20 protein-coding genes and 1 pseudogene are annotated in these 25107 nt (G+C 28.8%); 19 read left to right on the top strand and 2 right to left on the bottom strand.

The window, feature by feature from the left end:
- Window positions 1–96: 96 nt before the first annotated feature.
- The 9 genes from AXY43_RS19890 (at window position 97) to AXY43_RS19930 (ending at window position 11140) form a co-directional block, all read left to right on the top strand.
- Window positions 97–666, top strand: a complete 570-nt coding sequence (locus AXY43_RS19890; RefSeq protein WP_105412030.1) for a 50S ribosomal protein L25 — start codon at window positions 97–99, stop codon at window positions 664–666.
- 311 nt (window positions 667–977) lie between these two features.
- Window positions 978–2705, top strand: a complete 1728-nt coding sequence (locus tag AXY43_RS19895) for a phospho-sugar mutase (protein ID WP_017212720.1) — start codon at window positions 978–980, stop codon at window positions 2703–2705.
- Between the two features lie 537 nt (window positions 2706–3242).
- The gene (locus tag AXY43_RS19900) at window positions 3243–4343 is read left to right on the top strand and encodes a tetratricopeptide repeat protein (RefSeq protein WP_023975253.1); all 1101 of its coding nucleotides are present in this window, start codon (window positions 3243–3245) and stop codon (window positions 4341–4343) included.
- 121 nt (window positions 4344–4464) lie between these two features.
- Complete coding sequence (locus AXY43_RS19905; RefSeq protein ID WP_105412031.1) at window positions 4465–5190, top strand: WecB/TagA/CpsF family glycosyltransferase; 726 nt, start codon at window positions 4465–4467, stop codon at window positions 5188–5190.
- 44 nt (window positions 5191–5234) lie between these two features.
- Window positions 5235–6761, top strand: a complete 1527-nt coding sequence (gene murJ, locus AXY43_RS19910; protein WP_039769809.1) for a murein biosynthesis integral membrane protein MurJ — start codon at window positions 5235–5237, stop codon at window positions 6759–6761.
- An 11-nt stretch (window positions 6762–6772) separates the two neighbouring features.
- Complete coding sequence (locus AXY43_RS19915) at window positions 6773–8062, top strand: hypothetical protein (RefSeq protein ID WP_023975250.1); 1290 nt, start codon at window positions 6773–6775, stop codon at window positions 8060–8062.
- Window positions 8063–9226: a glycosyltransferase gene (locus tag AXY43_RS19920; protein ID WP_105412032.1), complete on the top strand. Its 1164-nt coding sequence runs from the start codon at window positions 8063–8065 to the stop codon at window positions 9224–9226.
- Window positions 9210–10433, top strand: coding sequence for an O-antigen ligase family protein (locus AXY43_RS19925; RefSeq protein ID WP_105412033.1), 1224 nt, complete (start codon window positions 9210–9212; stop codon window positions 10431–10433). Before AXY43_RS19920 ends, AXY43_RS19925 begins: the two co-directional genes overlap by 17 nt.
- Window positions 10434–10489: 56 nt before the next feature.
- Window positions 10490–11140: a cyclodeaminase/cyclohydrolase family protein gene (locus tag AXY43_RS19930; protein WP_023975247.1), complete on the top strand. Its 651-nt coding sequence runs from the start codon at window positions 10490–10492 to the stop codon at window positions 11138–11140.
- 75 nt (window positions 11141–11215) lie between these two features.
- On the opposite strand, the gene AXY43_RS28075 is transcribed toward AXY43_RS19930, so the two are convergent.
- Window positions 11216–11368: a clostri-philic family protein gene (locus tag AXY43_RS28075; RefSeq protein WP_011968334.1), complete on the bottom strand. Its 153-nt coding sequence runs from the start codon at window positions 11366–11368 to the stop codon at window positions 11216–11218.
- Between the two features lie 459 nt (window positions 11369–11827).
- Between AXY43_RS28075 and AXY43_RS19935 the strand changes: the two genes are divergently transcribed.
- On the top strand, window positions 11828–12325 hold the full coding sequence (locus tag AXY43_RS19935) for a hypothetical protein (RefSeq protein ID WP_023975246.1): 498 nt from the start codon (window positions 11828–11830) through the stop codon (window positions 12323–12325).
- A gap of 255 nt (window positions 12326–12580) precedes the next feature.
- Here the strand turns inward: AXY43_RS19935 and pdaA are convergent, their stop codons facing one another.
- The gene (pdaA, locus tag AXY43_RS19940; RefSeq protein WP_105412034.1) at window positions 12581–13468 is read right to left on the bottom strand and encodes a delta-lactam-biosynthetic de-N-acetylase; all 888 of its coding nucleotides are present in this window, start codon (window positions 13466–13468) and stop codon (window positions 12581–12583) included.
- A 562-nt stretch (window positions 13469–14030) separates the two neighbouring features.
- On the opposite strand from pdaA, the gene ychF reads away from it, so the two are divergent.
- The 9 genes and pseudogenes from ychF (at window position 14031) to AXY43_RS19985 (ending at window position 25088) form a co-directional block, all read left to right on the top strand.
- On the top strand, window positions 14031–15128 hold the full coding sequence (ychF, locus tag AXY43_RS19945; protein WP_011968337.1) for a redox-regulated ATPase YchF: 1098 nt from the start codon (window positions 14031–14033) through the stop codon (window positions 15126–15128).
- Between the two features lie 453 nt (window positions 15129–15581).
- A complete protein-coding gene (locus AXY43_RS19950; RefSeq protein ID WP_105412035.1) occupies window positions 15582–17402 on the top strand; it encodes a tetratricopeptide repeat protein in 1821 nt (606 codons plus the stop codon).
- Window positions 17403–17470: 68 nt separating this feature from the next.
- A complete protein-coding gene (locus AXY43_RS19955; protein WP_011968339.1) occupies window positions 17471–18448 on the top strand; it encodes a type I phosphomannose isomerase catalytic subunit in 978 nt (325 codons plus the stop codon).
- Window positions 18449–18778: 330 nt separating this feature from the next.
- A pseudogene (locus AXY43_RS19960) lies at window positions 18779–19638 on the top strand (undecaprenyl-diphosphate phosphatase).
- Window positions 19639–20234: 596 nt separating this feature from the next.
- The gene (locus AXY43_RS19965; protein WP_011968341.1) at window positions 20235–21332 is read left to right on the top strand and encodes a 6-phosphofructokinase; all 1098 of its coding nucleotides are present in this window, start codon (window positions 20235–20237) and stop codon (window positions 21330–21332) included.
- A gap of 94 nt (window positions 21333–21426) precedes the next feature.
- The gene (locus AXY43_RS19970) at window positions 21427–22203 is read left to right on the top strand and encodes a serine hydrolase (protein ID WP_011968342.1); all 777 of its coding nucleotides are present in this window, start codon (window positions 21427–21429) and stop codon (window positions 22201–22203) included.
- Window positions 22204–22512: 309 nt separating this feature from the next.
- Window positions 22513–23439: an aspartate carbamoyltransferase gene (gene pyrB / locus AXY43_RS19975; RefSeq protein ID WP_011968343.1), complete on the top strand. Its 927-nt coding sequence runs from the start codon at window positions 22513–22515 to the stop codon at window positions 23437–23439.
- A 1-nt stretch (window position 23440) separates the two neighbouring features.
- Complete coding sequence (locus tag AXY43_RS19980) at window positions 23441–23872, top strand: aspartate carbamoyltransferase regulatory subunit (RefSeq protein WP_011968344.1); 432 nt, start codon at window positions 23441–23443, stop codon at window positions 23870–23872.
- Window positions 23873–23891: 19 nt separating this feature from the next.
- Window positions 23892–25088: a dihydroorotase gene (locus tag AXY43_RS19985; protein WP_105412036.1), complete on the top strand. Its 1197-nt coding sequence runs from the start codon at window positions 23892–23894 to the stop codon at window positions 25086–25088.
- The last annotated feature ends 19 nt before the right edge of the window (window positions 25089–25107 follow it).

Consider the following 25107-nt stretch of genomic DNA (forward strand, 5'->3'; position numbering starts at 1 on the left):
GGCCTATTTATTTTATTCCAACGTGAATGTGTACTTTTAAAATATGAATTAGATAATTATAAGAAAATGAAAATTAATTTTTAGGAGGTACTTATAATGGAGGAATTAAATTTAACTAAAAGAATAAAAACAGCTAGCCATGGTGCTAGAAAGGTAAGAAGAAAAGGCAAGATTCCAGGTGTGATTTATGGAAAAGAAATAGGAAATGAAATATTTACTTTAGATGAATCAGCATTACTAAAAGAAATCTCGGCTAGTGGAGAGCATGGAATAGTAAAATTTAATCTTGATGGAAGGAAAGGAAACGCTGTAATTAAGGAAATTCAAAGGAATGCTTTGGGAAATAAAGCAATTCATGTTGATTTTGAAGAAGTAGCAGCAAATGATATAATGCATACTGAAGTCTTAATTAAGATTGTTGGTAAAGGCATTTTAGAAAGCAAAGGATTAATATTACAAACTCAAAGAGATTTAGTAAAAGTATCTTGTAAAGCAAAAGATTTACCAAAGGATGTTGAATTAGATGTTTCTAATGGACAAGCCGGGACAGTTTATACTTTTAAAGATCTAAAATTTGCTGAAGGAATTGAAGTTTTAGATGATTTATCAACGGTTATAGGATCAATAAGTGAAGAAGAAAAGGCTAAGGAAGAAGAAACAGAATAGAATTATAGATAAACAGAGTTAGATTCTAAATATTATAATCAACCATTTTAATTGAGCATTAGATGGTTGATTTTTTGTTTTTTTAGAGTATATACAGTAATTTATAATTATTATGAAAAGGGATCTTGTTTCAAAGATATATTTTATGATAATTTTAATTATTGCAGTTAATATTATAGATTAGAAGGGAAAAGTGCTTGGCAAAGCATCCAGGTTTTTATATATGATGCAAAATATATAAAAGTGTTTTTATATTATGGATAAATATTGTATAATGTATAGGAGAAAAAACACAGAGAGGGGATCAGAAAATGAATTATAAGGAAAAGTATAACGTGTGGATTAACTCTGACTTTATTAATGAGGAAACTAAGAATGAATTAAAGAGCATATCTGACGAAAAGGAGATTGAAGATAGATTTTACCAAGATTTAGATTTTGGAACTGGTGGATTAAGAGGGGTAATAGGTGCAGGAAGCAATAGAATGAATATATATACTGTTGCTCAAGCTACTCAAGGATTTGCTAATTACTTAAATGATAATTTTAAAGATCCTTCAGTTGCAATTGCATATGATTCAAGAAATATGTCTAAGGAATTTGCAAAAGCAGCTGCACTTAACTTATGTGCAAATAATATAAAAGTATATTTATATGAAAATTTAAGACCAACTCCTGTATTGTCTTTTACAGTTAGAGAATTAAAATGTTGTGGTGGTATAGTAATTACTGCATCTCACAACCCTAAGATTTATAATGGGTATAAAGTTTATGATGAATTTGGCGGCCAAGTAACAGACGAAAAAGCAAAAATGATAATTAACTCTGTTAAAGCGGTAGATGATTTCTCAAAAATTAAGAGTATTGATGAAAATGTTGCCTTAGAGAAAGGGCTATTAAAATATATTGGAGAAGATGTAGATAAGGTTTACTACGAAAAAGTTAAAGGCTTGACTATAAGAACAGATTTAGTTAAGGAAAAGGCCAGCAATTTAAATGTAATATATACTCCTATTCATGGTTCTGGTAATGTTCCAGTAAGAACCGTATTAAAAGAATTAGGCTATAGTAATGTTAAAGTTGTTAAGGAACAAGAAGCACCAGATGGAAATTTCCCAACAGCATCATATCCTAATCCAGAAAATCCTGATGTATTTGAATTAGCATTAAAGATGGCTAAAACAGAAAATCCAGATATAATTTTTGGAACTGATCCAGACTGCGATAGAATAGGTCTTGTAGCTAAAGATAGCACTGGAGAATACAAGGTATTAACTGGTAACCAAACAGGATTACTATTGACTAATTATATATTAAGTTCAATGAAAGAAACTAATAAATTGCCACAGAATGGTGTTATAATTAAAACAATAGTAACAACAGAAGGTGCTAGAAGTATTGCTGAAGATTTTGATATTGAACTTATGGATGTATTAACAGGATTTAAGTACATTGGAGAAAAGATAAGAGAATTTGAAGATGCAGGAGATAGAGACTATATCTTCGGATTTGAAGAAAGCTATGGATATCTTGCAGGAAGCTTTGTACGTGATAAAGATGCTGTTATTGCAGCAATGTTAGTATGTGAAATGTGCCTATATTATAAAGAACAAGGAAAGAGTCTTTACGATGCATTAATAGATTTATATGAAAAGTATGGATATTTTAAAGAAACTCTTGTATCATTAGAATTAAAAGGAAAAGAAGGCCAAGAAAAGATAGCAAACTGCATTGAAGCATTAAGAAATAATCCAGTAAGTGAAGTTAACGGTGTGAAAATCATTACAAGATTAGATTACAAATTAAGTGTTGAGGAAAACACTGTAAATAACACTAAGGCTCCTATTGACTTACCTAAGTCAAATGTATTAAAGTACATCTTAGAAGATGGTTCATATTTTGTAGTAAGGCCATCAGGAACAGAGCCAAAGATGAAAGTTTATTTAGCAGTTAAGAGCAACAGCTTAGACAATGCTGAGAAAGATATTGCTACATTTAAAGAAAAAGTAATGGAAATAATTAATTCACAATTAAGCTAAGTTTCCATAAGTGGAGAGCCAAAATCTATGATTTTGTGTTGATCAGTTAAGCAGACATCTAAATCCGCGATTTGATGATGGCCGCTTACTCTGTGAGTACTCAGCGAACGAATGTGAGTCGAGTTTCCTTATAAATTGCTATCATCTTTTGGTGATAGCAATTTCTTTAATTATGAAATCAAAAAGTGAATGTCTACCAATTATTATTAATGAATACTTAAACAATTAATAAAATTAATGTATACTGAACAATTAAGAAATAAATGCCTTTAAGAAGTTTATAGAATTGTATTATTACAAATTTCCTGGGAAATCTGCTCAATAATTGTGCATTCTTAATTTTAGAATTATAAATTGATTAAGTATTGATAATGATAATTAAATATTTTACTTATTAGGTAAACATATTTACTAGATCTTCAACAATATTTTCATAGCTTTTCGGAACCAAAATATTTATGATTTTGATAAGCTACCATATAAAGTAAGTTCTAGAGTTGGATATCTATAAAGTAAGATTTAAACAAGAGGTGTAAAATGAGTAATTACAAGACAATGTATAAAGATAAATTAAGTAAATTATTATTTTTAGAAATGAATAAAGAAGGGTTTAAAAGAAGTCTAAATATACCAGAAGATGTTAACTTTAAGAATGATGATCTGTATTTGCCTATAAGCTCGGATTATGTTGTATCTAATGTTAACGATGAAGTTAAGTTAAGTAACCTGCCTATATATTACTTTGTTGAGGGTATATTTATTACTTTTGGAGCAGATAAAAATGTTAAATATAATGATGATTACGGAAAAATTCTATCTTATATACCAGATGCAGAAGAATGTGTGAAGAGTCTAATTGCGGATAGAATAAAGAAAAATAGATTAGAAGATGCTTATCTTCTGCTAAAAGGTCTTTATAGGTATACAAGAGAAGAAGAAATTTTAACTAGGCTTTTAGCGGTAGGAGAGACAATAAGAGAAAAAGATTCTGGATTTTCCGAAATTTTATTAGAGGATATTGAAGAGTTTAAGGAAAAGTTTGAAAAATCTCCAGAACCACATCTTTATAATGCACTAATACTCAAAGATGATGGTGATTATAAAGGTGCAGAAGTGGAAATAAATGAGTATATAAATAAGGGTGGCAAAAAAACAGATGAAATTGATAAGATAATAGGCGATATTACTAATATAAGTCATTTTGAGAAAGCTGTTGAATATTTAAAAGACGAACCTAAGAAAGCAATAGAATTGTTATTACCACTAAGTGAAGAATTTAATGAAAATCCTTTAGTTTATTACTATCTAGGTGTTGGGTATAGAAGAATTGAAAACTATAATAAAGCTATTCATTACTTGAATAAAAGTCTTACTATAGAATCAGGAAGTCTTGAAACAGTTAATGAGCTTGGAATGAATTATGCTTGCATTGGTGAATATGAGGAAGCAATAAAATATTTTAGAAAAGCATTTGAAGCTTCTAAAGAAGTTGAAATTTGTACTAATATAGTAATGTGTTATATAAACTTAGGAGACAAAGAGCAAGCAAAAATTCATTTAGAACTTGCAAAGAAAATAGCTCCAGAAGATGATATAGTAGTAGAAATAGATCAAATGTTAAATAGAACCGTAAAATAAACATGGTGATGTATGTTTTCAATTTTGAATTTGGGTTAACATAGTTTTTTATTTGTTATTAACCCTTAATTACTAATTGTAAATTATATAGTGTGCATTGCCTAAGATTTAGGAGATAGATATGTTTACAAAAATACTTGATTTTAATATTTTTAATAGAGACAAAACTGCTTTAATGAACTATATTGAAAATTTTGAAAAGGTAAATATAATATCTGGAAATCCAGAAGTTCTCTTTAATGGATTAAATAGTCCTGTGCTTAAAAAGAATTTTGAAAGCGAAAGTTCTATTATTATACCTGATGGGGTTGGAACTGTTATTGCCTCGAAGATATTAAGAGAACCCGTTAAAGAAAAGATAGCAGGAATAGATGTCTTTAGAGAGATATTAATTAAAGCAAATTTAGAAGAAAGATCTATATATTTATTAGGTTCAAAAGAGGAAACTATTAAGAAATGTGTTGAAAATATAAAGAATGAGTTTCCTAAACTAAAGATATCTGGCTTTCATAATGGTTTTTTTGATTTAAATAACTGTAGTGATATAATTGAAGATGTAAAAAGTGGGAATCCATGGGCTGTTTTTGTTGCAATGGGTTCCCCAAGGCAAGAGATATTTATTGAAAAAATTATTGAAAATTCAAATGTGCATATTTTTATGGGTGTTGGTGGTGTTTTTGATATATTTGCAGGTGAGCTCAAAAGGGCACCCAAATGGATGATATCTCTAGGCTTAGAATGGTTATACAGAGTTGCGAAAGAACCTTTTAGAATAAAGAGATTAATGGCTATTCCTAAGTTTTTATTGTTAGTATTAAAATATAGGAATAAGCAGATTAGTGCTTAATAGAAAAGCTGAACATTATAACACAGAAATAAATAGGTGATTAAATGAAACAAAAAAGTAGCTTAATAAAATCTACATTTGTAATAATGATAGTATCATTGATTAGTAGATTTTTAGGTTTTGCCAGAGACATGCTTATTGCTAAAAATTTTGGTGCTGGAATATATACTGATGCTTATAATATTGCAGTGTCTATACCAGAAACAATATTTACTTTAGTTGGACTTGCAATTTCAACTGCATTTTTACCAATGCTTAGTAAAGTTCGAGCTGAAAAGGGACAAAAAGAGATGTACGATTTTGCAAACAATATAATAAACATACTTTTTATTATATCATTCTTTCTTTTTGTTATAACAAGCCTTTTTTCGAAAGAAATAGTCCATATACTGGGGCCAGCTGAGGAAACAGGACTAATTGCAATAAAGTTATTAAGGATTACACTTGTGAATATATTATTTTTATCGGTTAATGCATGTTTTACAGCATTATTACAAGTAAATGAAGATTTTGTAATTCCGTCCATTTTAGGATTGTTTTTTAATTTGCCTATGATATTATATTTATTGTTGTTTAGGAATTATGATATTTTAGGATTGACCATTGCCAATGTAATAGGAAATTTTTTCAGAGTAGCAGTTCAGGTACCATCGTTGATTACACACGAGTATAAATATAAACTTTTTATAAACTTTAAAGATGATAGATTAAAGGCGATTATGGTATTGATTCTTCCAGTAATTATTGGAGCAGGAGCGAACTCATTAAATATGGCTGTTGATCAGTATATTGCGTTGAAGCTGCCAGATGGTTCAGTCTCAGCTTTAAATTATGCGCAGAAGTTAATTGTTTTTATAAATGCAATTATAACGACATCAGTTACCAGCGTAGCATATCCTCTTATGGCTAATATGAGAAATAGAGGAGATGTGTCTGGGTTTTTAGAGATTTTAAAGAAATCAATCATATATTTATCTATATTATTAATTCCAATTAGTGTTGGAGTTATGATATTTAGTAGAGATATAATAACAATTGTATATGCTAGGGGTGAGTTTACTGGTTATGCAATAAATATTACAACACTTGCATTATTAGGGTATGGAGCAGGAATATTCTTTACAGGAGTAAGAGATATTTTAAATTCAACTTTATTCTCCAGTGGAAAGACAAAAGTAACAGCAATAAATGGTATAATTGGTGTTGTGATTAACATAATATTTAGCATAACTTTATCTAAGTATATAGGTATTATGGGAATAGCATTAGCTTCAGTTATAGCTATGATAGTAACATCGGTACTCTTATTTATAAATATAATTAAATTAGAAAAAAGCTTTAACATAACAGAGATATTAAAAAAAGTGAGTATAATAATAATGAATTCAATAATCATGGGAACGGCACTTTTAACGTTATTAATTTACTTCAAAAATAAATTTAATTCAATTGCAATCCTATTACTTGGAGCGAGTATTGGGGCAGCTATATATCTTGGTTTATGTTATTTATTCAAGGTTGAAGAACTAATGGAAATAAAAGAATTAATCTTAAAAAAGATAAAGAGATAGGAGGATGGTATATGAAGATATTATTTATTGCCTGCTATTCACCATTGATAAATAATTCAGCAGCTATTGAAACTTTACAATATCTAAATAAGTTAAGTGAGATTAATAATAATGAAGTACATCTTCTGACTGTTAATTTTCCTAAAGATTCAATATATTATGATGAAGTATTACGCTCTATGATGAATGATAAAATCAAAACGCATATTATTGATGGTGGACTTATCTTTAAAAAGTTTATGCCAAAAAATAGTGAAAGCTACAATAATTCGCCTTCAAAAATAGGAAATACTAATAGAAGAAAAGTGTTACGGAAAATAAAAAATGCATTAGCGATACCAGATATGTATTATTCATGGGCAAGGAAAGCGGGAATATATGGTATAAAGCTAATGGAAAAAGAAAAATTTGATGTTATATTTTCTATGCATGAGCCGCCATCTTCTCATTTATGTGCTTATTATATAAAAAAACATTATCCAAAGGTACCATGGATTACTTACTGGAGTGATCCATGGCTCAAAGATTCAACAAGAGAAAAATCTTTTATTGTAAAAAAGGTGTTAGAAAAGAATATGGAAAGAGATATTGTTAATCTGGCAGATAAATTTATATTTGTGACTGACGCTAATAGAGATGAATATTTAAAAGATTATAATATTTTAGATAATAGTAGGACTTTTATATTAAATAGAGGGTTTGATGCGAAATTATACGATAAATTATTACATGAAGAAACACCTAAGCTTATAAAGAAAGATAAACTTAACATAATCTATACAGGAGAAATATTTTCTAAACTTAGAGATATAAGACCTTTTGTAAAAGCGCTTGAAGAAATAAAAACAGAGAACTTGGAAATATATAATCAGTTAAATGTATTGTTTTTTGGAAATATAGATGATATAGAAGCTAGGAAGAAACTTCAAAACTTGGAGATTGCGAATGTATCTCCTAGAATACCATTTGATGAGGCACTTAAATACATGTTAAATGGAGAGGTTTTACTCTTATTTGGTAATAAAAACTCAAAGCAAATACCGGCTAAGATTTATGACTATTTTGGGGCAAAGGGTAGGATATTTGTTATTTATGGGGATAAAGATGATCCGATTAAAAGAGTGGTAGAAAATCATAGAAAATGTGTTGTAACTGAGAATAATAGTAAAGAAATAAAAAATCATATCTATAAATTAATAGAAATTCATAAAAATAATGAGATATATTGTGAACCAGATGTTAATTATGAATGGAATTCAATTGTGGAAAGGCTAAACAATATATTAGAAGGAAGTGAATAAATGCACATAATGGTTATTCCATCTTGGTATTCATCTCCAAGAAACGAGGTTCATGGAAGTTTTTTTAAGGAACAGTTTAAAGCTCTTTCAAATAATGGAGAGAAGATTACTGTTGCATACAATGAAATTTGGCCTATTACTATGTTTGGAAAAATTCATGAAAAGAGAGGCATAAATTTTAATATAGAAGATAACCTTAGAACTTATAGATATAAAGATTATAATTATTTACCTAAAAGTCCATTAATGTTTAAGAGTTTCAATAAAAGAATGGATAAGATGTACCAAGAAATTGTTAAAAATGAAGGAAAGGTTGATATTATCCATGCTCATTCAGCTTTTTGGGGGGGGATAGCTGCTTCATATATAAGTGAGAAATATAATGTTCCATTAGTATTAACAGAACATTCATCTCTTAAGTATGCAAAGTATGCTAGAGAAAGTTATAAAAAATATATTTACAATGCTTATGAGAATTCGGATTATTTGATTGCGGTTGGGTCTGGATTAAAAAGAGAAATTCAAGAATATGTAAATAAACCTATCGAAGTTATTCACAACATGGTAGATTTGAATATATTTTCTGTGGATGAGAATATTAAAAAGAGTACCAATATGGATGAAGGTTTTAAATTTTTTTCATGTGCTTTTCTTGAAGAAGGAAAGGGAATTGAATGTTTAATTAAAGCTTTTTCTAGAGCTTTCAAAAATGAAAATGTAAGCTTAAGAATTGGTGGAGACGGAACCCTTAAACTATCATTGGAATCACTTATTAAAGAATTGAATATTGAAAAGCAGGTAATACTTCTAGGAGCTTTATCGAGGGAGGAAGTTTCGAAGGAAATGAAGGAATGTGATGCATTTGCATTACCATCTGAACATGAGACATTTGGTGTTGTATATATTGAAGCACTTGCATGTGGAAAGCCAGTAATTGGAGCTGATAACGGTGGCGCAGAAGATATTATAAAAGAAGATAATGGAATAATAGCTAAAAAGAATGATGTGGAGGATTTAGCCGAAGCATTAAGAAAAATAAAAGAAAATCATAAAATGTATGATAAATATAAAATTAGAGAACAAACAATTTTTAGCTATTCAGAAAAAGTATTAGTTGAAAAGCTAAAAGGAGTGTATAAAAAAGTATATGAGAGAAGCAATTAAAAAAATATATGATTTTTTAGATAACAAATTTTATTTTAAGTTATTGTACTTATTTGTAAGTCTAACATTTGTAACTATGCTCAAAGATGTACCAGGAATAAAAATTCTAAGTAATATAACACTAGCTTGGGGTATGCTCTTAATTTTATTCATGGTTATTGAAGGATATAAGAGAAGAAAAATTTATAAATTTGATATTCCACTGGCATTATTTATGATAGTGACTTTAATATTTAACATTTTTATTTATAGAAGTGGTGATAATATTAAAGTTTGGATAGTTAATTTAATTATATTTGTAGTAATATTTGCAGTTGATGTATTTAAATCAAAAAAGAAGCTTATTAAAGAGATGAACATAATTACCTATTCTTATGTAATATTTATGATGGTTGCTTCTATTATATCACTGGTAATGAGATATTCGGGAATAAATATAGAAATCGGACAAGTGGTGTTTGGAAATACAAAAGGGGTTTTTGAAAATGAAAATGCTCTTTCTATAGCAACTTCATTAGCTATAGTTATGTGCGTGTATCTTAATTATATATCAAGAAGTCACAAGCCCAAGATGTTCTGGATGGGAAATATAATATTGCAGGCAGTAACTATGATTGGTTCACATGGAAGAAGTGCATATTTGGTAATAATAGCTGTGATATATCTATCAATATTTATATACAGTAAAAATAAATATATTAGAGCAGCACTTGTTTTAATACCAATACTTTTTTGTGGAGTATTTTTTGAAATGGTTAAAAGTCATTTGGAGGCTTTTACAACAGAGAGGAATATTATTTGGACTTCAGCATCAGTTGTAATAGAAAAAAATCCTTTGACCGGTGTAGGAAATAGTAATCTTATAGAGGCGGTTAGAAATGCAAGAATAGGAAGTTATTTACCTGGAATTGAACTTGGAGGAATGCATAATATATATGTGCAAATAGCTGCGGTAAATGGAGTTATTTCGTTACTCTTATTTCTAATGTTCATAGGAATGATCTTGATGTTTATAATACAACATCTAGATAAGTTAAACAGAAGAGAAAAAAACCAGATGACAATAATAACTTCGATTATAGCAGGTATTCTTGCAGTAAACTTATTTGAAAGTGTATTGGTATATACAATAAGTTTTATTTCAATGATATTTTGGATATACTTAGGGTATCTAGTATCGATTCTAGATAATAAAAATATAGATTAGGTATAAGCAATAAGGAATATAAAAAAATACGACTATAGATAGGGGAAAAATATTATATGAAATTTTGTGACGAAACTATAAAACAATTTTTAGGTGAATTAGAATCAGATTTGCCAGCTCCAGGTGGCGGAAGTGTAGCGGGTCTTATTGCGGCATTATCTGGTGCATTGAATTCTATGGTTTATTCTCTGACAGTAGACAAAAAAGCATATATGAGTCTTCAAGAGGATGAAAAAGAAAGTATAATAAAATTTCAAAAGGAATCTAAAGAGTTCACTGTAAGGAACTTAGAACTTATGGAAGAAGATAGAGAGAACTTTTTGAAGTTAATGGATTCTTATAAGTTGCCTAAAGATATTGAAGAAGAAAAAGAAAAGAGAAAATTGGCGATAAAAGAGAATACTATAAAGTCTATGGAAGCGCCTTTAATTTTAGCTAGAGAAAGCTTAGAATTTTATAAGAACCTTAATGTTATGGCGCAGTATGGAAATAAGATGTTGCTATCAGATTTAGCAATTTCAGCAATTCTACTACATTGTGCGATAGAAAGTTCCATAATAAATGTTAAAGTAAATTTAAATGGGCTTAGAAATGAAGAATTTTTTGAGAAACTTGATAGTGAATTAGATAGTATTATAGAAAAATCAGCTAAAGAAAAAGAATTGATTACAGAAACGGTAAATAAAATAATTTATCCTAAGATGTAGCAATGCAAAAGTGGTTAATTATAATAAGAGATACTTACTAAGAATTCAATTAAAGTAAGTATCTCTTATGTACTTTTATTCTACTGGTTCTCCATCAAAATTCTCGTATTCGGGCCTATTTTTTGGATCGCCCACATTATCTTGGTTAGCATGAAGTCTTCTTCTTCTTACACCTTTTTGCATTGGATTGCTTGATCCTGGTTTGTGTGGTCCATCTTTACGTGGCATATGATACACCTCCTTTTTTTTATATTTTGTGCTCATATGAGGTTTTGATACGTTTAATTTTTTGGTGATTAAGGGATTAATAAATGACTAAGGAATAATATTAACAAGTATTGAAAAAGATTGCATATATAATGTATAATATTTATTAACATAAGATATATATATTGAATATAAAAAATATGTGTAATTTTGAATTAATTATATATTGTTATTTATTTTCTATATTATAGTCTTGGACTAAGACTTAGCTTATAATAATATTGAATGTGATTTATAGATAACAAATCTAAAGATTTAACTTATTAGCTAAACGTGTTTATAATTTTAGTAAGTTATAATATAAGTTTAAATTATATATTCTCAAACATATATAGATAAACCAATTATAAGCTATGTGCATAAGTTTAGGTCTAACTTAGTCTGTCTATATATTATAGTAATTTTAAGGAGGAATTAGCATTGGAAAACGCAAAATTTCCTATTGTGTTAAAGAAGAAAAATGGTGTAATGATAGGAGTTGCAATAATAGAGATAATTATAGGAATAATCTTTGGAGCGTTACAAGGAGGATTAAAAAGTGCTCCTATGTGGGTGCTTTTTTTTGCAGGAATAGTTACTGCACTTTCAGTTTTAGTGGAGTATAGTCAAGATATATTAATTAAAGAGGATGCAATAGAATTCTATAAAAACAATGATCTAATAAAATCGATTAAGTATAATAATATAAAAGCTATTCTTATAGGTAAAGGAAATGAGCCTAAAAATAAGAGAAAAGATTTTTTTATAATTAGCTTTTATAAAAATGATAAGAAGAAGAATAAAAATTCTGCAGAGGACACGTACTTAATTAATCCTATGTCATATAGTGCAGAGGATTTTAGAGTAATAAAAAATATTATTGTATCAAAAAATTCTTCTGTTAAAGTGAGCGAAGATGTAAGTAAATTTATAAAATAATAATTATATAAAATAGCGTTTTAGGAGATACTTTTGAAAAGTTCTCTAACCAGTAATAATAAGTAAATGACTATAGATTAAAAAAATAAAAGTTAAAACATTTTAGTATGTAATTAAGATAAATTTAAAACACACTAAAATGATATAACTTTTATAATTGAATATCTATAGTTATTCTTGTTGTGAAAGCATTTAAGTGAATCTAACCATTGTATATAGTACTGGAATTGTTAATATACTCTATGGCTGGATTTACTATTCCGTAGGTAAATCATTAAGTGATTTGAATTCGTAACCTTCCTTTTGAAGTGTTTTAATAACTGATGATAATACCTTTGTATTTGTGTTTGAGACAGCATGCAGAAGCATTATGGAACCTGGATGGGCACCCTTGCATATCTTCTCTACAGCATAACTTTCTGAAGGCTGATTATTTACTAACCAATCTTTATAAGCAAAACTCCAGAATATAGTTTTATACCCTAAATCCTTTGTCATTGCTAATGATTTTTTTGAATACTTACCCATAGGTGGTCTAAAAAACTTAGGCATATCCTGACCAGTAAGTTCTTTAAAAGCATTCTCTACTCCAGTAAATTCTGCTTCAAATTTTTCTTTATCACGTATTTGAGCTATAGAAGGATGATGAACTGTGTGATTACCAACTACATGTCCTTCATCAACCATACGTTTTATTAGTTCTGGCTGAGTGTCTATGTATGGTTTGACAACAAAAAAGGCTGCAGGTACTTGGCATTCTTTTAATATATCTAAAATCTTTCCGGTATTACCATTTTCATATCCTTCATCAAAAGTAAGATATAGAACTTTTTTTGAGGTATCACCTAGGTAATAAGCAGAATTTTCTTTTAAGAAGCTGACAGATTCCTTCGGACCTTCTGCAATTTGATCTTTTCCTTTACCAACGTAATACCAGTTAAGTTCATCTTCATCACTAAAAGAAGAAAAAATATCTCTTATGTTATCAACATCTAAAATATCTCCAAAGACACCATCTTCTTGAAAACATTCATTTGAATCGGTATCATTATCACTTGCAGCAAGTGCAGGTTTTTGAGGAACAAGAGTAATTAGATTCATTACTAAAGAAAGAGCAATTAAAGATTTTATAGACTTATTCATTTTCTCACCTTCAATCTTAAAAATTTACATATTTAATTCAGATTTATCCAAGAAAAATATAAAGTGAATATTAGTTGAACTTTATCTAGAGTCATGCTATCGTTATCTTCCACTTGAAGAAATGGTGATATTACAGTAGCTATATAGATAAGATAAAATTCAATTGAAGACATTGAATAAATGCTTAACCAAGTATAGTATTTGAATATTGGGTAGGAATAACCGTGGTAAATTATATATAATTTTAGTCCAAAAGGAATACTTGCACATATGTCGCTTATTAGGTAAATCATATAATTATTTAAACTTAAGTTTATGAGGGATTAAACATTTATAATATAGATCTAATTAGTTTTTTTGCATTACTATTAAGTGCAGTATCTTAGTATATAATTTTTCAATAGTAATTGATTATTACAGATGCCTGAATATGCCTTTTGTGATAATATAAAGTTGAAATAAAAAAGGTTCTAGAGTATAATTTTTAAAGGTATATTAAAAGTTAAGGTATATTTTGAATATCTTTAAGTAAAAGTTCGATATAAGAAAGGAATGTACATAGATGAAATTAGGTATGGTAGGTTTACCGAACGTAGGTAAAAGTACGTTGTTTAATGCGATAACAAAAGCTGGAGCTGAATCAGCTAATTATCCATTCTGTACAATTGAGCCCAATGTTGGTGTAGTAAGTGTTCCGGATAAAAGATTAGATGTTTTAGAAAAAATGTATAATACAAAGAAAAAGGTATATACAGCAATAGAATTTTATGATATAGCAGGATTAGTTAAAGGAGCTTCAAAGGGTGAAGGTTTAGGAAATAAGTTCTTATCTCATATCAGAGAAGTTGCAGCAATTGTTCATGTTGTAAGATGTTTTGATGATGGAAATGTTGTTCATGTTGAAGGTTCTGTTGATCCTATAAGAGATATAGAAACTATAAATTTAGAATTAATTTTCTCAGACTTAGAAGTTTTAGAGAGAAGAATGGAAAAATCTATAAAGCTTGCAAGATCTGGTGATAAGACTGCTAAATTTGAATATGGAGTAATGGAAAGAATTAAAGAACATTTAGAAGCAAACAAACCAGTTAGAACTTTAGAAGTTACTGATGAAGAAGAAGCTTTTATAAAGAGCTTATTCTTAATTACTTCAAAGCCAGTTCTATATGCTTGTAACATCTCTGAGGATGATGTTATGGAAGGTAATTTTGATAATGATTATGTTAAAAGAGTTAAGGAATATGCAGTCAGTGAAAATTCGGAAGTTATGGTTGTAAGTGCTAAAATTGAAGAAGAATTATCAGGCCTTGATGATGAAGAAAAAGCTGAAATGTTAGGTGAATATGGTTTAGATGAATCAGGATTAGATAAATTAATTGAAGCTAGCTACAAATTACTTGGGCTTATGAGTTTCTTAACAGCCGGAGTACAAGAAGTAAGAGCTTGGACAATCAAAAGAGGAACTAAAGCACCAGCAGCGGCAGGTAAGATTCACTCTGATATCGAAAGAGGATTCATAAGAGCAGAAGTGGTTTCTTATAATGATTTAGTTGAATGTGGTTCAGAAGCTGCAGCTAAGGAAAAAGGTAAGTTTAGACTAGAAGGAAAAGATTATATAATGCAAGATGGAGATGTTGTTAATTTTAGATTTAATGTATAATTATCTAAAAAATAATGTTTGCAGTGCTAAAAAAGAGCAGGATTAAGATCTTGCTCTTTTTAGCAATAAGGAAAGTATAAAAAGATTTGGGCTGCAAATACACTTGTTTCAGTGCTTTAAGTAGTATGAGTGCATTTAAATGCCGCTAATTTGATTTTTTATAAGAAGGATTTATAAGGCACGAAGGACTTAAACTAGATAGAATTTGAATTAAAATTGTTTAATATTCAAAATAAGGATATGGGAATATTTAAAGGCAGAAAATTTAATTCTATTTATATTGAGAATTTTAATCTAAAAATTTACTGATTTAAAATGTAAAAGTTTTAATATATTTATGAATATATAGTTACAATTTAATGAATGTTAGTCAAAAAGTAGATTTTTATATCAAAGTTTGTTAAAATAGAGGACAAGTATGAATTGATTATAAAAGTAAGGTGTGATTTATTCGTGAAGAAATCAGTTATAGAGTATATAAGCGATTTTAAAAATAGCAAATATTTTACGTACATAAATGATTTGAAAAAAAGTAAGTATTTTAAATACATAAGCGACTTCAAGAAAGACAGATATTTTACTCCACCTGTAATTATAGTAATTTGCCTGAGCGCGGTTATGATAACTAATGTAATCTCTAAATCTAGAATTGAGTCATCAAAAGATAAGCTTACTATTGCAGCTAATAGTGCTGAAGAGGATTTTTATAATGATAAGTATGATGCTGCAATTGAAGAATATAATAAGTATCAAGAACAAGAAAAAGATGAATGGCCAATATGGAATTTAAAAATTGCAGAAATTTATTCTGTAAAAGGAGATTTCGCAGATTCGAATGAACTTCTTACAAAAGTTTATTTAGCTAGAAACAAGATAGTTGATGGTAAGAAGCAAAAAAATATAGATAATTTTGAGTCTAAAGATAGAGAACTTACAAATTATATAGTGTTTACGTCTTTTATGAACGGAGATTATGATAAGGCTTTGCAATATGGTGAATTGTTTTTGATGGATTATCCAACAGATAAGAGTTTGTTAAAAACAATGTTTACTGTTTATATGGCAAATGACAAGAAAGATAAAATGAAAGAAATAATTGATAATTATCCAAGAGATGATGAAAATGCATCTGATCTGGCAGATTTAGCTAGAATGAATATGATGATGAATAATTTAGATGAAGGGCTTTTATTATTAAAAGATGCATGGCATAAAGATAAAAATGAAGTTAAAGTTTTTGATGTAATAACGCAAATTGCAGAATATAATAAGAATGACATTTTAAATAAGATTACAGCACTTGAGAAAAAAGATTCAGGTGAACTTGCATATAAGATGTGGCAGGCAGAGATTTACTCTAAAGATAAGGAATCGGCTGAAAAAGCTAATAATTTAATTAGTGAGTTAGAAGGTAAAGATGTTGGAAGTATAAATTTAGCACTTATTAAATCTAACACATATCAGAATTTAGGTGAATCAGAAAAAGCAAGAGATGTTATAAATGAAATGATAAAGAGTGATCCAAACTCATTTATAGGATATCACGCAATGTCATTGGAAGATTATAGTGATGAAAATTATGATGATGCACTTAAGAATTGCGAAAAGAGTATATCTTTAAACAAAGACTATGCAGATAACTATGGATTCTTGATGCCAGAGATAATGGAAAAACAAGATAAGAGTGAAAATGCAGAGCCGTATTTTAGAACTGCTTTATATAAGGAACCTTTTAATTATAATATATTAATTAAATTAGCAGAGTATTATGGAAATACAGTTAAGGATAGTTCTAGAGGATTATATTATTATACCTTAGCATCTAAAATGAATCCTAATGATGCAGAAGTATATTATAATATGGCATTAATTAAAGTAGCAAATCAAAGACAAGACGAAGCTATAGATTTATTGAAAAAGAGTATAGCAATAAATTCAAAAGAAATTAAATATCATAGGGCGCTAGGAACTGTGTATTTAAATAAAGAAAAAGGTGATGATGCTCTTAAGGAAATAAGAGCGGCATATGCTATTGATAAAAATGATATACTAACGCTAAATAATGCTGGATGTTATTATGTAGCTATAGAAGGAGATTTAAGCAGAGGGCTAGTTAATTTTAAGGCAGCATATGATGGCATAAATGATAAAACAAGAGAAGAGGATAAAGATACAATAAGCGAAAATTATAATAGAGTAAGGAATTTATCTGATGCATATAATAAAAGAAACGGGGCAACATTAAAAATACCAGATTTAAAATTATTTTATTAAGATAATTATTTATATAATATAAACTTGCAAACAAGTATAAAATAGTCATTTGATAGGGGGAGAGTAGTATGTATCCAATTAAGTTTGAAAACCTATATTACGAGAGAATATGGGGTGGAAAGCACCTAGAGAAATTTAGAAATAATGTTCCAGAAGGTGTAATAGGAGAAAGTTGGGATATAGCTTGTCATAAAAATGGGACTGGTAAAGTAGAAAATGGAGAATTAAAAGGTAAAACATTTGATGAAATAATAAATCTATATGGAGAAAAACTTTTAGGTACTGAAATAAGTACTAAAGAATTTCCACTTTTAATTAAACTAATAACAGCAGAAGATAAACTTTCGGTCCAAGTCCATCCTGATGATGAGTATGCAAATAAGGTTGAAAAAGATTCTGGAAAAACAGAAGCTTGGTATGTAGTGGATGCAGAAGAAAATGCTTCATTAATAGTGGGAACAAAAGATTGCGATAAGGAAAAATTTAAAAAAGCAATAGAAGAAGGGGAATTAGATAAGTACTTAAATAAGATTCCAGTTAAAAAGGGCGACTTTTTCTTTGTGCAAAGTGGATTAGTTCATGCTATATGTGAAGGGGTATTAATTGCTGAAATTCAACAAAATAGTGATACTACATATAGAGTTTACGATTATAATAGAGGTCGTGAAATTCATGTAGAAAAGGCATTAGATGTAATAGATTTTTCTCTTAAAGGGGAGAATTCAAAAGGAATTCTAATTGAAAGAGATGGATATGATAAATCATATCTTTGTTTAGATGAATATTTTACAATACAAAAATATAAAATTACTACATCTGTAAAAGAAACGAGTGATGAAGGAAGGTTTTATTTATTTACATGTGTTGAAGGTAATGGTGTAATTAAATATAGTGGTGGAGAAGAAAAAATGCTTATGGGAGATAGTATCTTCATTCCAGCAACTCTTGGAGATTACGAATTAGTTGGTAATTTTACAGTATTAAAGAGCTATGTACCAAACATAGAAAATGAAGAAAAAAGCATAATGAGTGTAATAGAGAAATAATAATAAAGATTAAGGGGGAACTATTAAGTTGCTCCTTAATTGTTTGACTAACTTGTAAAATAAGAATTTGATTAAGGAATAATCATTATATTTATATATTGAAATAATAAATTGCGTTTAGAATCTTATAAGAATTGAAATTGGACAAAGTATTATTTATCTTAGAAATAGAGAGCAAAGTGAATTTTGGTGAGAGTAAAGAGAAATATAGTGAATTTATTAAAAAATTAATAATTTTTTAATATGAAATAAGACCTAATAGGTTTAAAATATATTAATATGGTTAAAAAAGTAAATAAGTAAACAAAAAAGAAAGAGAGTGAAAATTAAGTGGGATTGGATATTTTATTTATAATCAAAGCTATAATAAAGCAATAGTTGAAGGATTAACAGAATTTATTCCGGTGTCATCAACTGGACATATGATACTGGCGTCAAGCATCATTAATTTTAAGGGTGACTTTGTTAAAATGTATGAGGTTGTAATTCAATTAGGTGCAATATTGGCCGTTGTTGTTTTATATTGGAAGAAGATAAAAGACAGCGTAATTGAATTTTTCAGATATATATTTACAAAAGGAAAAGAAGGTAAAACAGGTTTTAACTTTGGTATAAATGTAATAGTAGGATGCATACCAATGCTGATAATAGGATTATTATTTTATAAAAAGATAAAAAGTTTATTTAATCCTGAAGCTGTTGTTATAGGATTTATAGTTGGAGGTATTCTATTAATAATAATTGAAAACATGTTTAGAAAAAGTAACAAACATGCAACAAAAAGTTTAGATAGTATAACTCCAATGCAAGCTCTAAAGGTAGGCGTATTCCAAGTACTTTCAGTATGGCCAGGAATGTCAAGGAGTGCATCGACTATTATGGGAGGATGGATTGCAGGTCTTTCAACACCAATAGCTGCTGAATTTTCATTCTTTTTAGCTATTCCAGCCATGATAGGAGCATCTGCAAAAGACCTTATGGAATTTGATTATTCAGGAATGAATTTGACTTCATGGATATCATTAGTAGTAGGCTTTATTGTGGCATTTGTAGTGTCAGTCGTTGTTATGGATAAATTTGTTTCTTATTTGAAGAAAAGACCAATGCGTGTATTTGCAGTTTATAGAATAGGTGCAGGTATAGTATTTGGAATACTTATGTTCTTTGGTTTTTTAAATTTTACATTATAAAAATAAAGAGTTGGATTAGCTTTATGCTAATTCAACTCTTTTTATAAAAAAAATTAAATTTAAATTATAAAACAAATAAGTGTATTTAAATAGTAAATTTATATTTATCATTTAAATACGTTAAGAGTTTAGGACTAATAATGTAGAAACGCAATTAAGCATATATGTTAAAAAGAAACGTAAATAATACTAACACTTAAGATTAATTATTATAAGAAGTTAATTGTAATATAATGGTTAATAATCTGCGGAATTTATTAATAAAAATATAAATAACACTTCTAAATATTAATTTATAAAATATAATACTTAATGTAAGTTTGGGTATAGTAATTAATGTAGTTAAAATTCAAAATAGTCTTTCTTTATAATAAGTTTGGATTAAAATTCCTAGGAATAATAATGAAGATATAAGAGAAACGACTAAATATTAAAATTAAAAATTTCAATTCTTATTTAAAGAATGAATATATTGTAAATTAATACTTTTCATAAATTAAAGTTTGTGATATTATTAAGTAAATAGTCAGAAAATAATGATAATTTAATCGGAACAATAATTTCCAATGAAGATTATGGTATAGGGGGATTAGAAGATGTCCAAAGATATTAAAAAGATAGCTCTATTAACTGGAGGAGGAGATTGCCCAGGCTTAAATGCAGTAATAAGTGCAGTAACGAAATCAGCAATTTTAAATTATGGATATGAAGTTATTGGATATAAATTCGGTTACAGAGGATTATATAACAATGATTTTATTTCATTAGATTTAGGAGCTGTATCAGGCCTTATATCAAGAGGAGGAACAATTCTTTATAGTTCAAATAAAGATAATTTGTTTGATTACTCAGTAGAAGAAAATGGTCAAATAGTAAAAAAAGATGTATCAGATGTAGCAGTTGAGAATTTAAAAAAAGAGGGTGTAGACGTTTTAGTTGTAATTGGTGGAGATGGAACATTAACATCAGCTAGAGATTTTTCAAGAAAAGGAGTAAATGTTATTGGCGTTCCAAAGACTATAGATAATGATTTAGGGTCAACTGATGTAACGTTTGGCTTTAATACAGCTATAGGTATAGCAACGGAAGCATTAGATAGACTGCATACAACTGCAGAATCTCATCATAGAATTATGATTCTAGAAGTTATGGGAAGGAATGCAGGTTTTATAGCATTGGAATCAGGAATAGCTGGTTCGGCAGATGTTATACTACTACCTGAAATTCCATATGATATAAATAAAGTTGTAGAAAAAATTGAAGATAGAAAAAAACATGGAAAGTTATTCACTATAATTGTTGTAGCAGAAGGTGCAAAACCTAAGAACGGCGATGTTATAGTATCTAAGATAGTTGAAGATAGTCCAGATCCAATTAGACTTGGTGGTATTGGAAATAAGATAGCTGAAGATTTGGAAAAGTTAGTTAAGGATAGAGAAGTTAGATGTACAGTTCTTGGTCATATTCAAAGAGGTGGAACTACATCAACATATGATAGAATATTATCAACAAGATATGGTGTTGAAGCAATAGAGCTTATCAATAAAGGTAAGTTCGGAAGCATGGTATGCTTAAAAGGTAATGAAATTACTTATGATAGTTTAGAAAATGTCATTGGTAATAACAAGAAAGTAGATCAAGATGGAGAGTTAGTAGCTGTAGCTAAGAGAATAGGGATATCATTTGCCGATTAGTTAACTTAATATGAGCACTAAATTATACTAGTGATTTAGTACTCATAAGATACCTAATGACATTTAGTAGTATTTTTAGAAAGCGGTGGGTATTATGAAAGAAATAAAAAGATATTTAGAGTCTAGAATAGGAACATATTCATTTTTCTTTGAGGATTTAGAAAGTGGTTTTAGTTATGGATACAATGAAAATGTTCAAATGACAAGTGCAGGGTGTATGAAATTGCCGATAGCAGTATCTATAATAAAGCATGTTCAAGAAGGGAACAGTACATTTTTAGATAAAATAAAAATTGAAGAAGAAGATAAAGTTTATGGAACAGGAATACTCCATGAATTTGATAATAGAGAATATACTATATTTGAATTGTTAGTTGCAATGCTTATACAAAGTGATAATACTGCAGCAAATAAGCTCATAGATATAGTAGGTATAGATAAGATAAATGACGATATAGAAGCACAAGGATTAAAAAACACTAAATTAAATAGAAAAACTTCAGATGAAAGAGCTGTAAGTAATGGAATTGAAAATATAACAAGTGCTTTAGATCTATCAAAAATATGGAAACACTTATATAATTCAAGCTTTTTAGATGAAAAAAATAGCAAAATGCTTATGGATATATTACAAAGACAACAAATGAAAAACAAATTAGCACTTTATATACCTGATGATTTAAAATATGAAATATCAAGCAAGACAGGCGATAAGGCTAGCGTTGAAAACGATACAGCTTTGATCCACTCACCAAAAGGATCTTTTACATTTACTGTTCTTTCAATGGGAATTCCTAATAGCGTTTATGGAACAGTTACCCTTGCTAAATGTGGAAAAATGATGTGGGATAACATAATGAACAACTTTTAGAGACATAATTAATAACTCCTAGAAAACTAGGAGTTATTTTTATGACCTAATTAAAATTTAAACTAAATTTAGATGAAATTTGTATAAAATAATTTTTATTGACACAGCCTAAAAGAAATGGTATTCTTACACAAAGAATAACCTTTAATTTGATTCAGAGAAATCAATAAGGAAGTTATATAATACCAATAATCTAGGATTATTATGCCTTCCTTTATATTAAGGAAGCTTTTTTATTATAAAGAATTAGTATTATATAATTTTTCCCTTTAAATTAACACAGAGAGGTTAAGAAGGAGTGATAATAAAATGATAAAAGATATTAAACATCTAATAGAGCCTATGGATTTTACGGTAGAGGAATTAGACGAAATATTCAATTTAGCACATCAAATAATCGCACATCCAAAAGAATTTTCTCATATTTGTGACGGGAAAATTTTAGCTACATTATTTTATGAACCAAGTACGAGAACAAGATTGAGCTTTGAAGCTGCAATGATGAGACTTGGTGGTAAAATTCTCGGATTTTCAGAGCCGAATTCAACATCAATTTCTAAAGGAGAAACTTTAGCTGATACAATTAAAATGGTATCAATATATTCAGATATAATAACAATGAGACATCCAAAAGAAGGTGCAGCAAAAGTTGCAAGTATCTATTCTAACGTTCCAATAATTAATGCTGGTGATGGTGGACATCAACATCCAACTCAAACCCTAGCAGATTTACTTACGATTACAAGCTTAAAAAATGGGTTAAACAATCATAGAATCGGAATTTGTGGTGATTTAAAATTTGGAAGAACTGTACATTCGTTAATAAAAGCAATGTCCAGATACCAGAATAATAAGTTTGTATTAATATCTCCAAAAGAACTTGCTATACCACAATATATAAGAGAAGAAGTTTTAGCGAAAAACCACATTGAATATATAGAGGTAGAAAAATTAGAAGATGTAATTGAAAGTCTTGATATCTTATATATGACAAGAGTTCAAAAGGAAAGATTCTTTAATGAAGAAGAGTATTTAAGATTAAGAGATAGTTATATATTAGACAGAGCGAAAATGGATCTGGCTAAAGACGATATGATAGTAATGCACCCGCTGCCAAGAGTAAATGAAATTGCTTATGAGGTAGATGAAGATAGAAGAGCTTCATACTTTAAGCAAGCTGAATACGGAATGTATGTAAGAATGGCGCTAATGATTAAGCTTTTGGGGGTGATGTAAGATGCTTGAAATAACAAGTATTAAGAATGGAATAGTAATTGACCATATCCAAGCTGGAGTGGGAGTTAAGATATTTAAGTACTTAAAACTAGACACTAATGATTGCAGTGTTGCTTTGATAATTAATGCAGATAGCAAGAAGCTTGGAAAGAAAGATATAATTAAGATAGAAAACTGCTTTGAACTTGACTATACTGTTTTAGGTCTACTTTCACCTACAATAACAATTTGTGAAGTAAAAGATGAAATGATAATAAATAAAGTTACGCCAACGCTACCTGATAAAGTGGAGAATATAATTAAGTGTAAAAATCCAAGCTGCATAACTAGTCAGGAAGAATATGTACCTCATTCTTTTATTTTAGTAGATAAAGAGAATGGAAGATATAGATGTGAATATTGCGATGAGATAACAAAGCTTTCAGAAATTTAGAAGAATTAAGAGGTGTTATATGGAACTGTTAATTAAAAACGCGAGGATAGTAGATGTAACCCAAGATTTTATAGGCGACATCTATATTAAGGAGGGAATAATTGAAGAAATAGGGCAAAAGATCTTTAAGATAGATGTAGAAACTATTGAGTGTGAAGGAAAGATTTTAATGCCATCATTTATAGATACACATGCACATTTTAGAGATCCAGGTCTTACATGGAAAGAAGATATTGAAACAGGATCTAGAGCAGCGCTAAAAGGTGGTTACACAGGAGTTTGTCTTATGGCAAATACAAACCCTATATGTTCATCAAAAAAGGTTCTAGAATACGTAAGAAATAAATCTAAAGAAATTAATTTAATAGATATTCATCAATGCTTATCAGTAACAAAGGATTTTGATGGAGTGACATTAACTCATTTAGAAGAGCTTTCAGGTGATAAGGAAATTAAAGCAATTTCAGATGATGGAGTTGGGATATCAAACTCCAATACAATGCTTGAAGCGATGGAAATTGCAAAGAAGAATAACTGGGTTATAATGTCTCATGCTGAAAGTCCTGAATTCTCAAAAGTAGATATGAGGATAGCTGAGAATATGATGACAATAAGAGATGTAGAATTAGCTAAACTAAGTAAAGCTAGATTACACATGTGCCATGTCAGCACAAAGGAAGCTATAAAATGTATAATTGATGGAAAAGTGAGTGGCGCAAATATAACACTAGAGGTTACTCCTCATCATATTGGTCTAACAAGAGATATAAATGATTATAGAGTAAATCCTCCAATTAGAGAAAAAGAGGATGTAGAGGCAATAATAAATGCTATAAAATTAGGTATGGTTGATACAATAGGAACGGATCATGCTCCACATACAGCGGAGGAGAAGATGAAAGGTTCACCTGGAATGGTTGGAATAGAGACTGCATTTTCAATATGCTATACAAAATTAGTGAAAGAGAACAATTTTTCACTAAATAAATTAAGTGAGCTTATGTCATATAATCCTGCAAAGCTCCTAGGAATGAATAAAGGAAAAATTAGTATCGGAGTCGAAGGGGATTTAGTTTTAGTTGATATTGATAAGTGCCTAAAAGTGAATCCAGAAGAATTTGCATCAAAGGGACGGAATACGCCATTTACAGGTATGGAATTCTACGGTGAAATTCTTATGACAATAAAGGGTGGAGAAATTAAGTATACACATTAGAAAAAGGCGCGAAGCGCAA

Origin of the sequence: Clostridium sp. MF28, from assembly GCF_002969175.1 — a bacterium.
GTDB classification, from domain to species: Bacteria; Bacillota; Clostridia; order Clostridiales; family Clostridiaceae; genus Clostridium; species Clostridium beijerinckii.

Bases quoted from the DNA above. Each gene is read 5' to 3' on its own strand.
- AXY43_RS19890 (WP_105412030.1), top strand. From the start codon at position 97: ATGGAGGAATTAAATTTAACTAAAAGAATAAAAACAGCTAGCCATGGT.
- AXY43_RS19895 (WP_017212720.1), top strand. From the start codon at position 978: ATGAATTATAAGGAAAAGTATAACGTGTGGATTAACTCTGACTTTATT.
- AXY43_RS19900 (WP_023975253.1), top strand. From the start codon at position 3,243: ATGAGTAATTACAAGACAATGTATAAAGATAAATTAAGTAAATTATTA.
- AXY43_RS19905 (WP_105412031.1), top strand. From the start codon at position 4,465: ATGTTTACAAAAATACTTGATTTTAATATTTTTAATAGAGACAAAACT.
- murJ (WP_039769809.1), top strand. From the start codon at position 5,235: ATGAAACAAAAAAGTAGCTTAATAAAATCTACATTTGTAATAATGATA.
- AXY43_RS19915 (WP_023975250.1), top strand. From the start codon at position 6,773: ATGAAGATATTATTTATTGCCTGCTATTCACCATTGATAAATAATTCA.
- AXY43_RS19920 (WP_105412032.1), top strand. From the start codon at position 8,063: ATGCACATAATGGTTATTCCATCTTGGTATTCATCTCCAAGAAACGAG.
- AXY43_RS19925 (WP_105412033.1), top strand. From the start codon at position 9,210: ATGAGAGAAGCAATTAAAAAAATATATGATTTTTTAGATAACAAATTT.
- AXY43_RS19930 (WP_023975247.1), top strand. From the start codon at position 10,490: ATGAAATTTTGTGACGAAACTATAAAACAATTTTTAGGTGAATTAGAA.
- AXY43_RS28075 (WP_011968334.1), bottom strand. From the start codon at position 11,368: ATGCCACGTAAAGATGGACCACACAAACCAGGATCAAGCAATCCAATG.
- pdaA (WP_105412034.1), bottom strand. From the start codon at position 13,468: ATGAATAAGTCTATAAAATCTTTAATTGCTCTTTCTTTAGTAATGAAT.
- ychF (WP_011968337.1), top strand. From the start codon at position 14,031: ATGAAATTAGGTATGGTAGGTTTACCGAACGTAGGTAAAAGTACGTTG.
- AXY43_RS19955 (WP_011968339.1), top strand. From the start codon at position 17,471: ATGTATCCAATTAAGTTTGAAAACCTATATTACGAGAGAATATGGGGT.
- AXY43_RS19965 (WP_011968341.1), top strand. From the start codon at position 20,235: ATGTCCAAAGATATTAAAAAGATAGCTCTATTAACTGGAGGAGGAGAT.
- AXY43_RS19970 (WP_011968342.1), top strand. From the start codon at position 21,427: ATGAAAGAAATAAAAAGATATTTAGAGTCTAGAATAGGAACATATTCA.
- pyrB (WP_011968343.1), top strand. From the start codon at position 22,513: ATGATAAAAGATATTAAACATCTAATAGAGCCTATGGATTTTACGGTA.
- AXY43_RS19980 (WP_011968344.1), top strand. From the start codon at position 23,441: ATGCTTGAAATAACAAGTATTAAGAATGGAATAGTAATTGACCATATC.
- AXY43_RS19985 (WP_105412036.1), top strand. From the start codon at position 23,892: ATGGAACTGTTAATTAAAAACGCGAGGATAGTAGATGTAACCCAAGAT.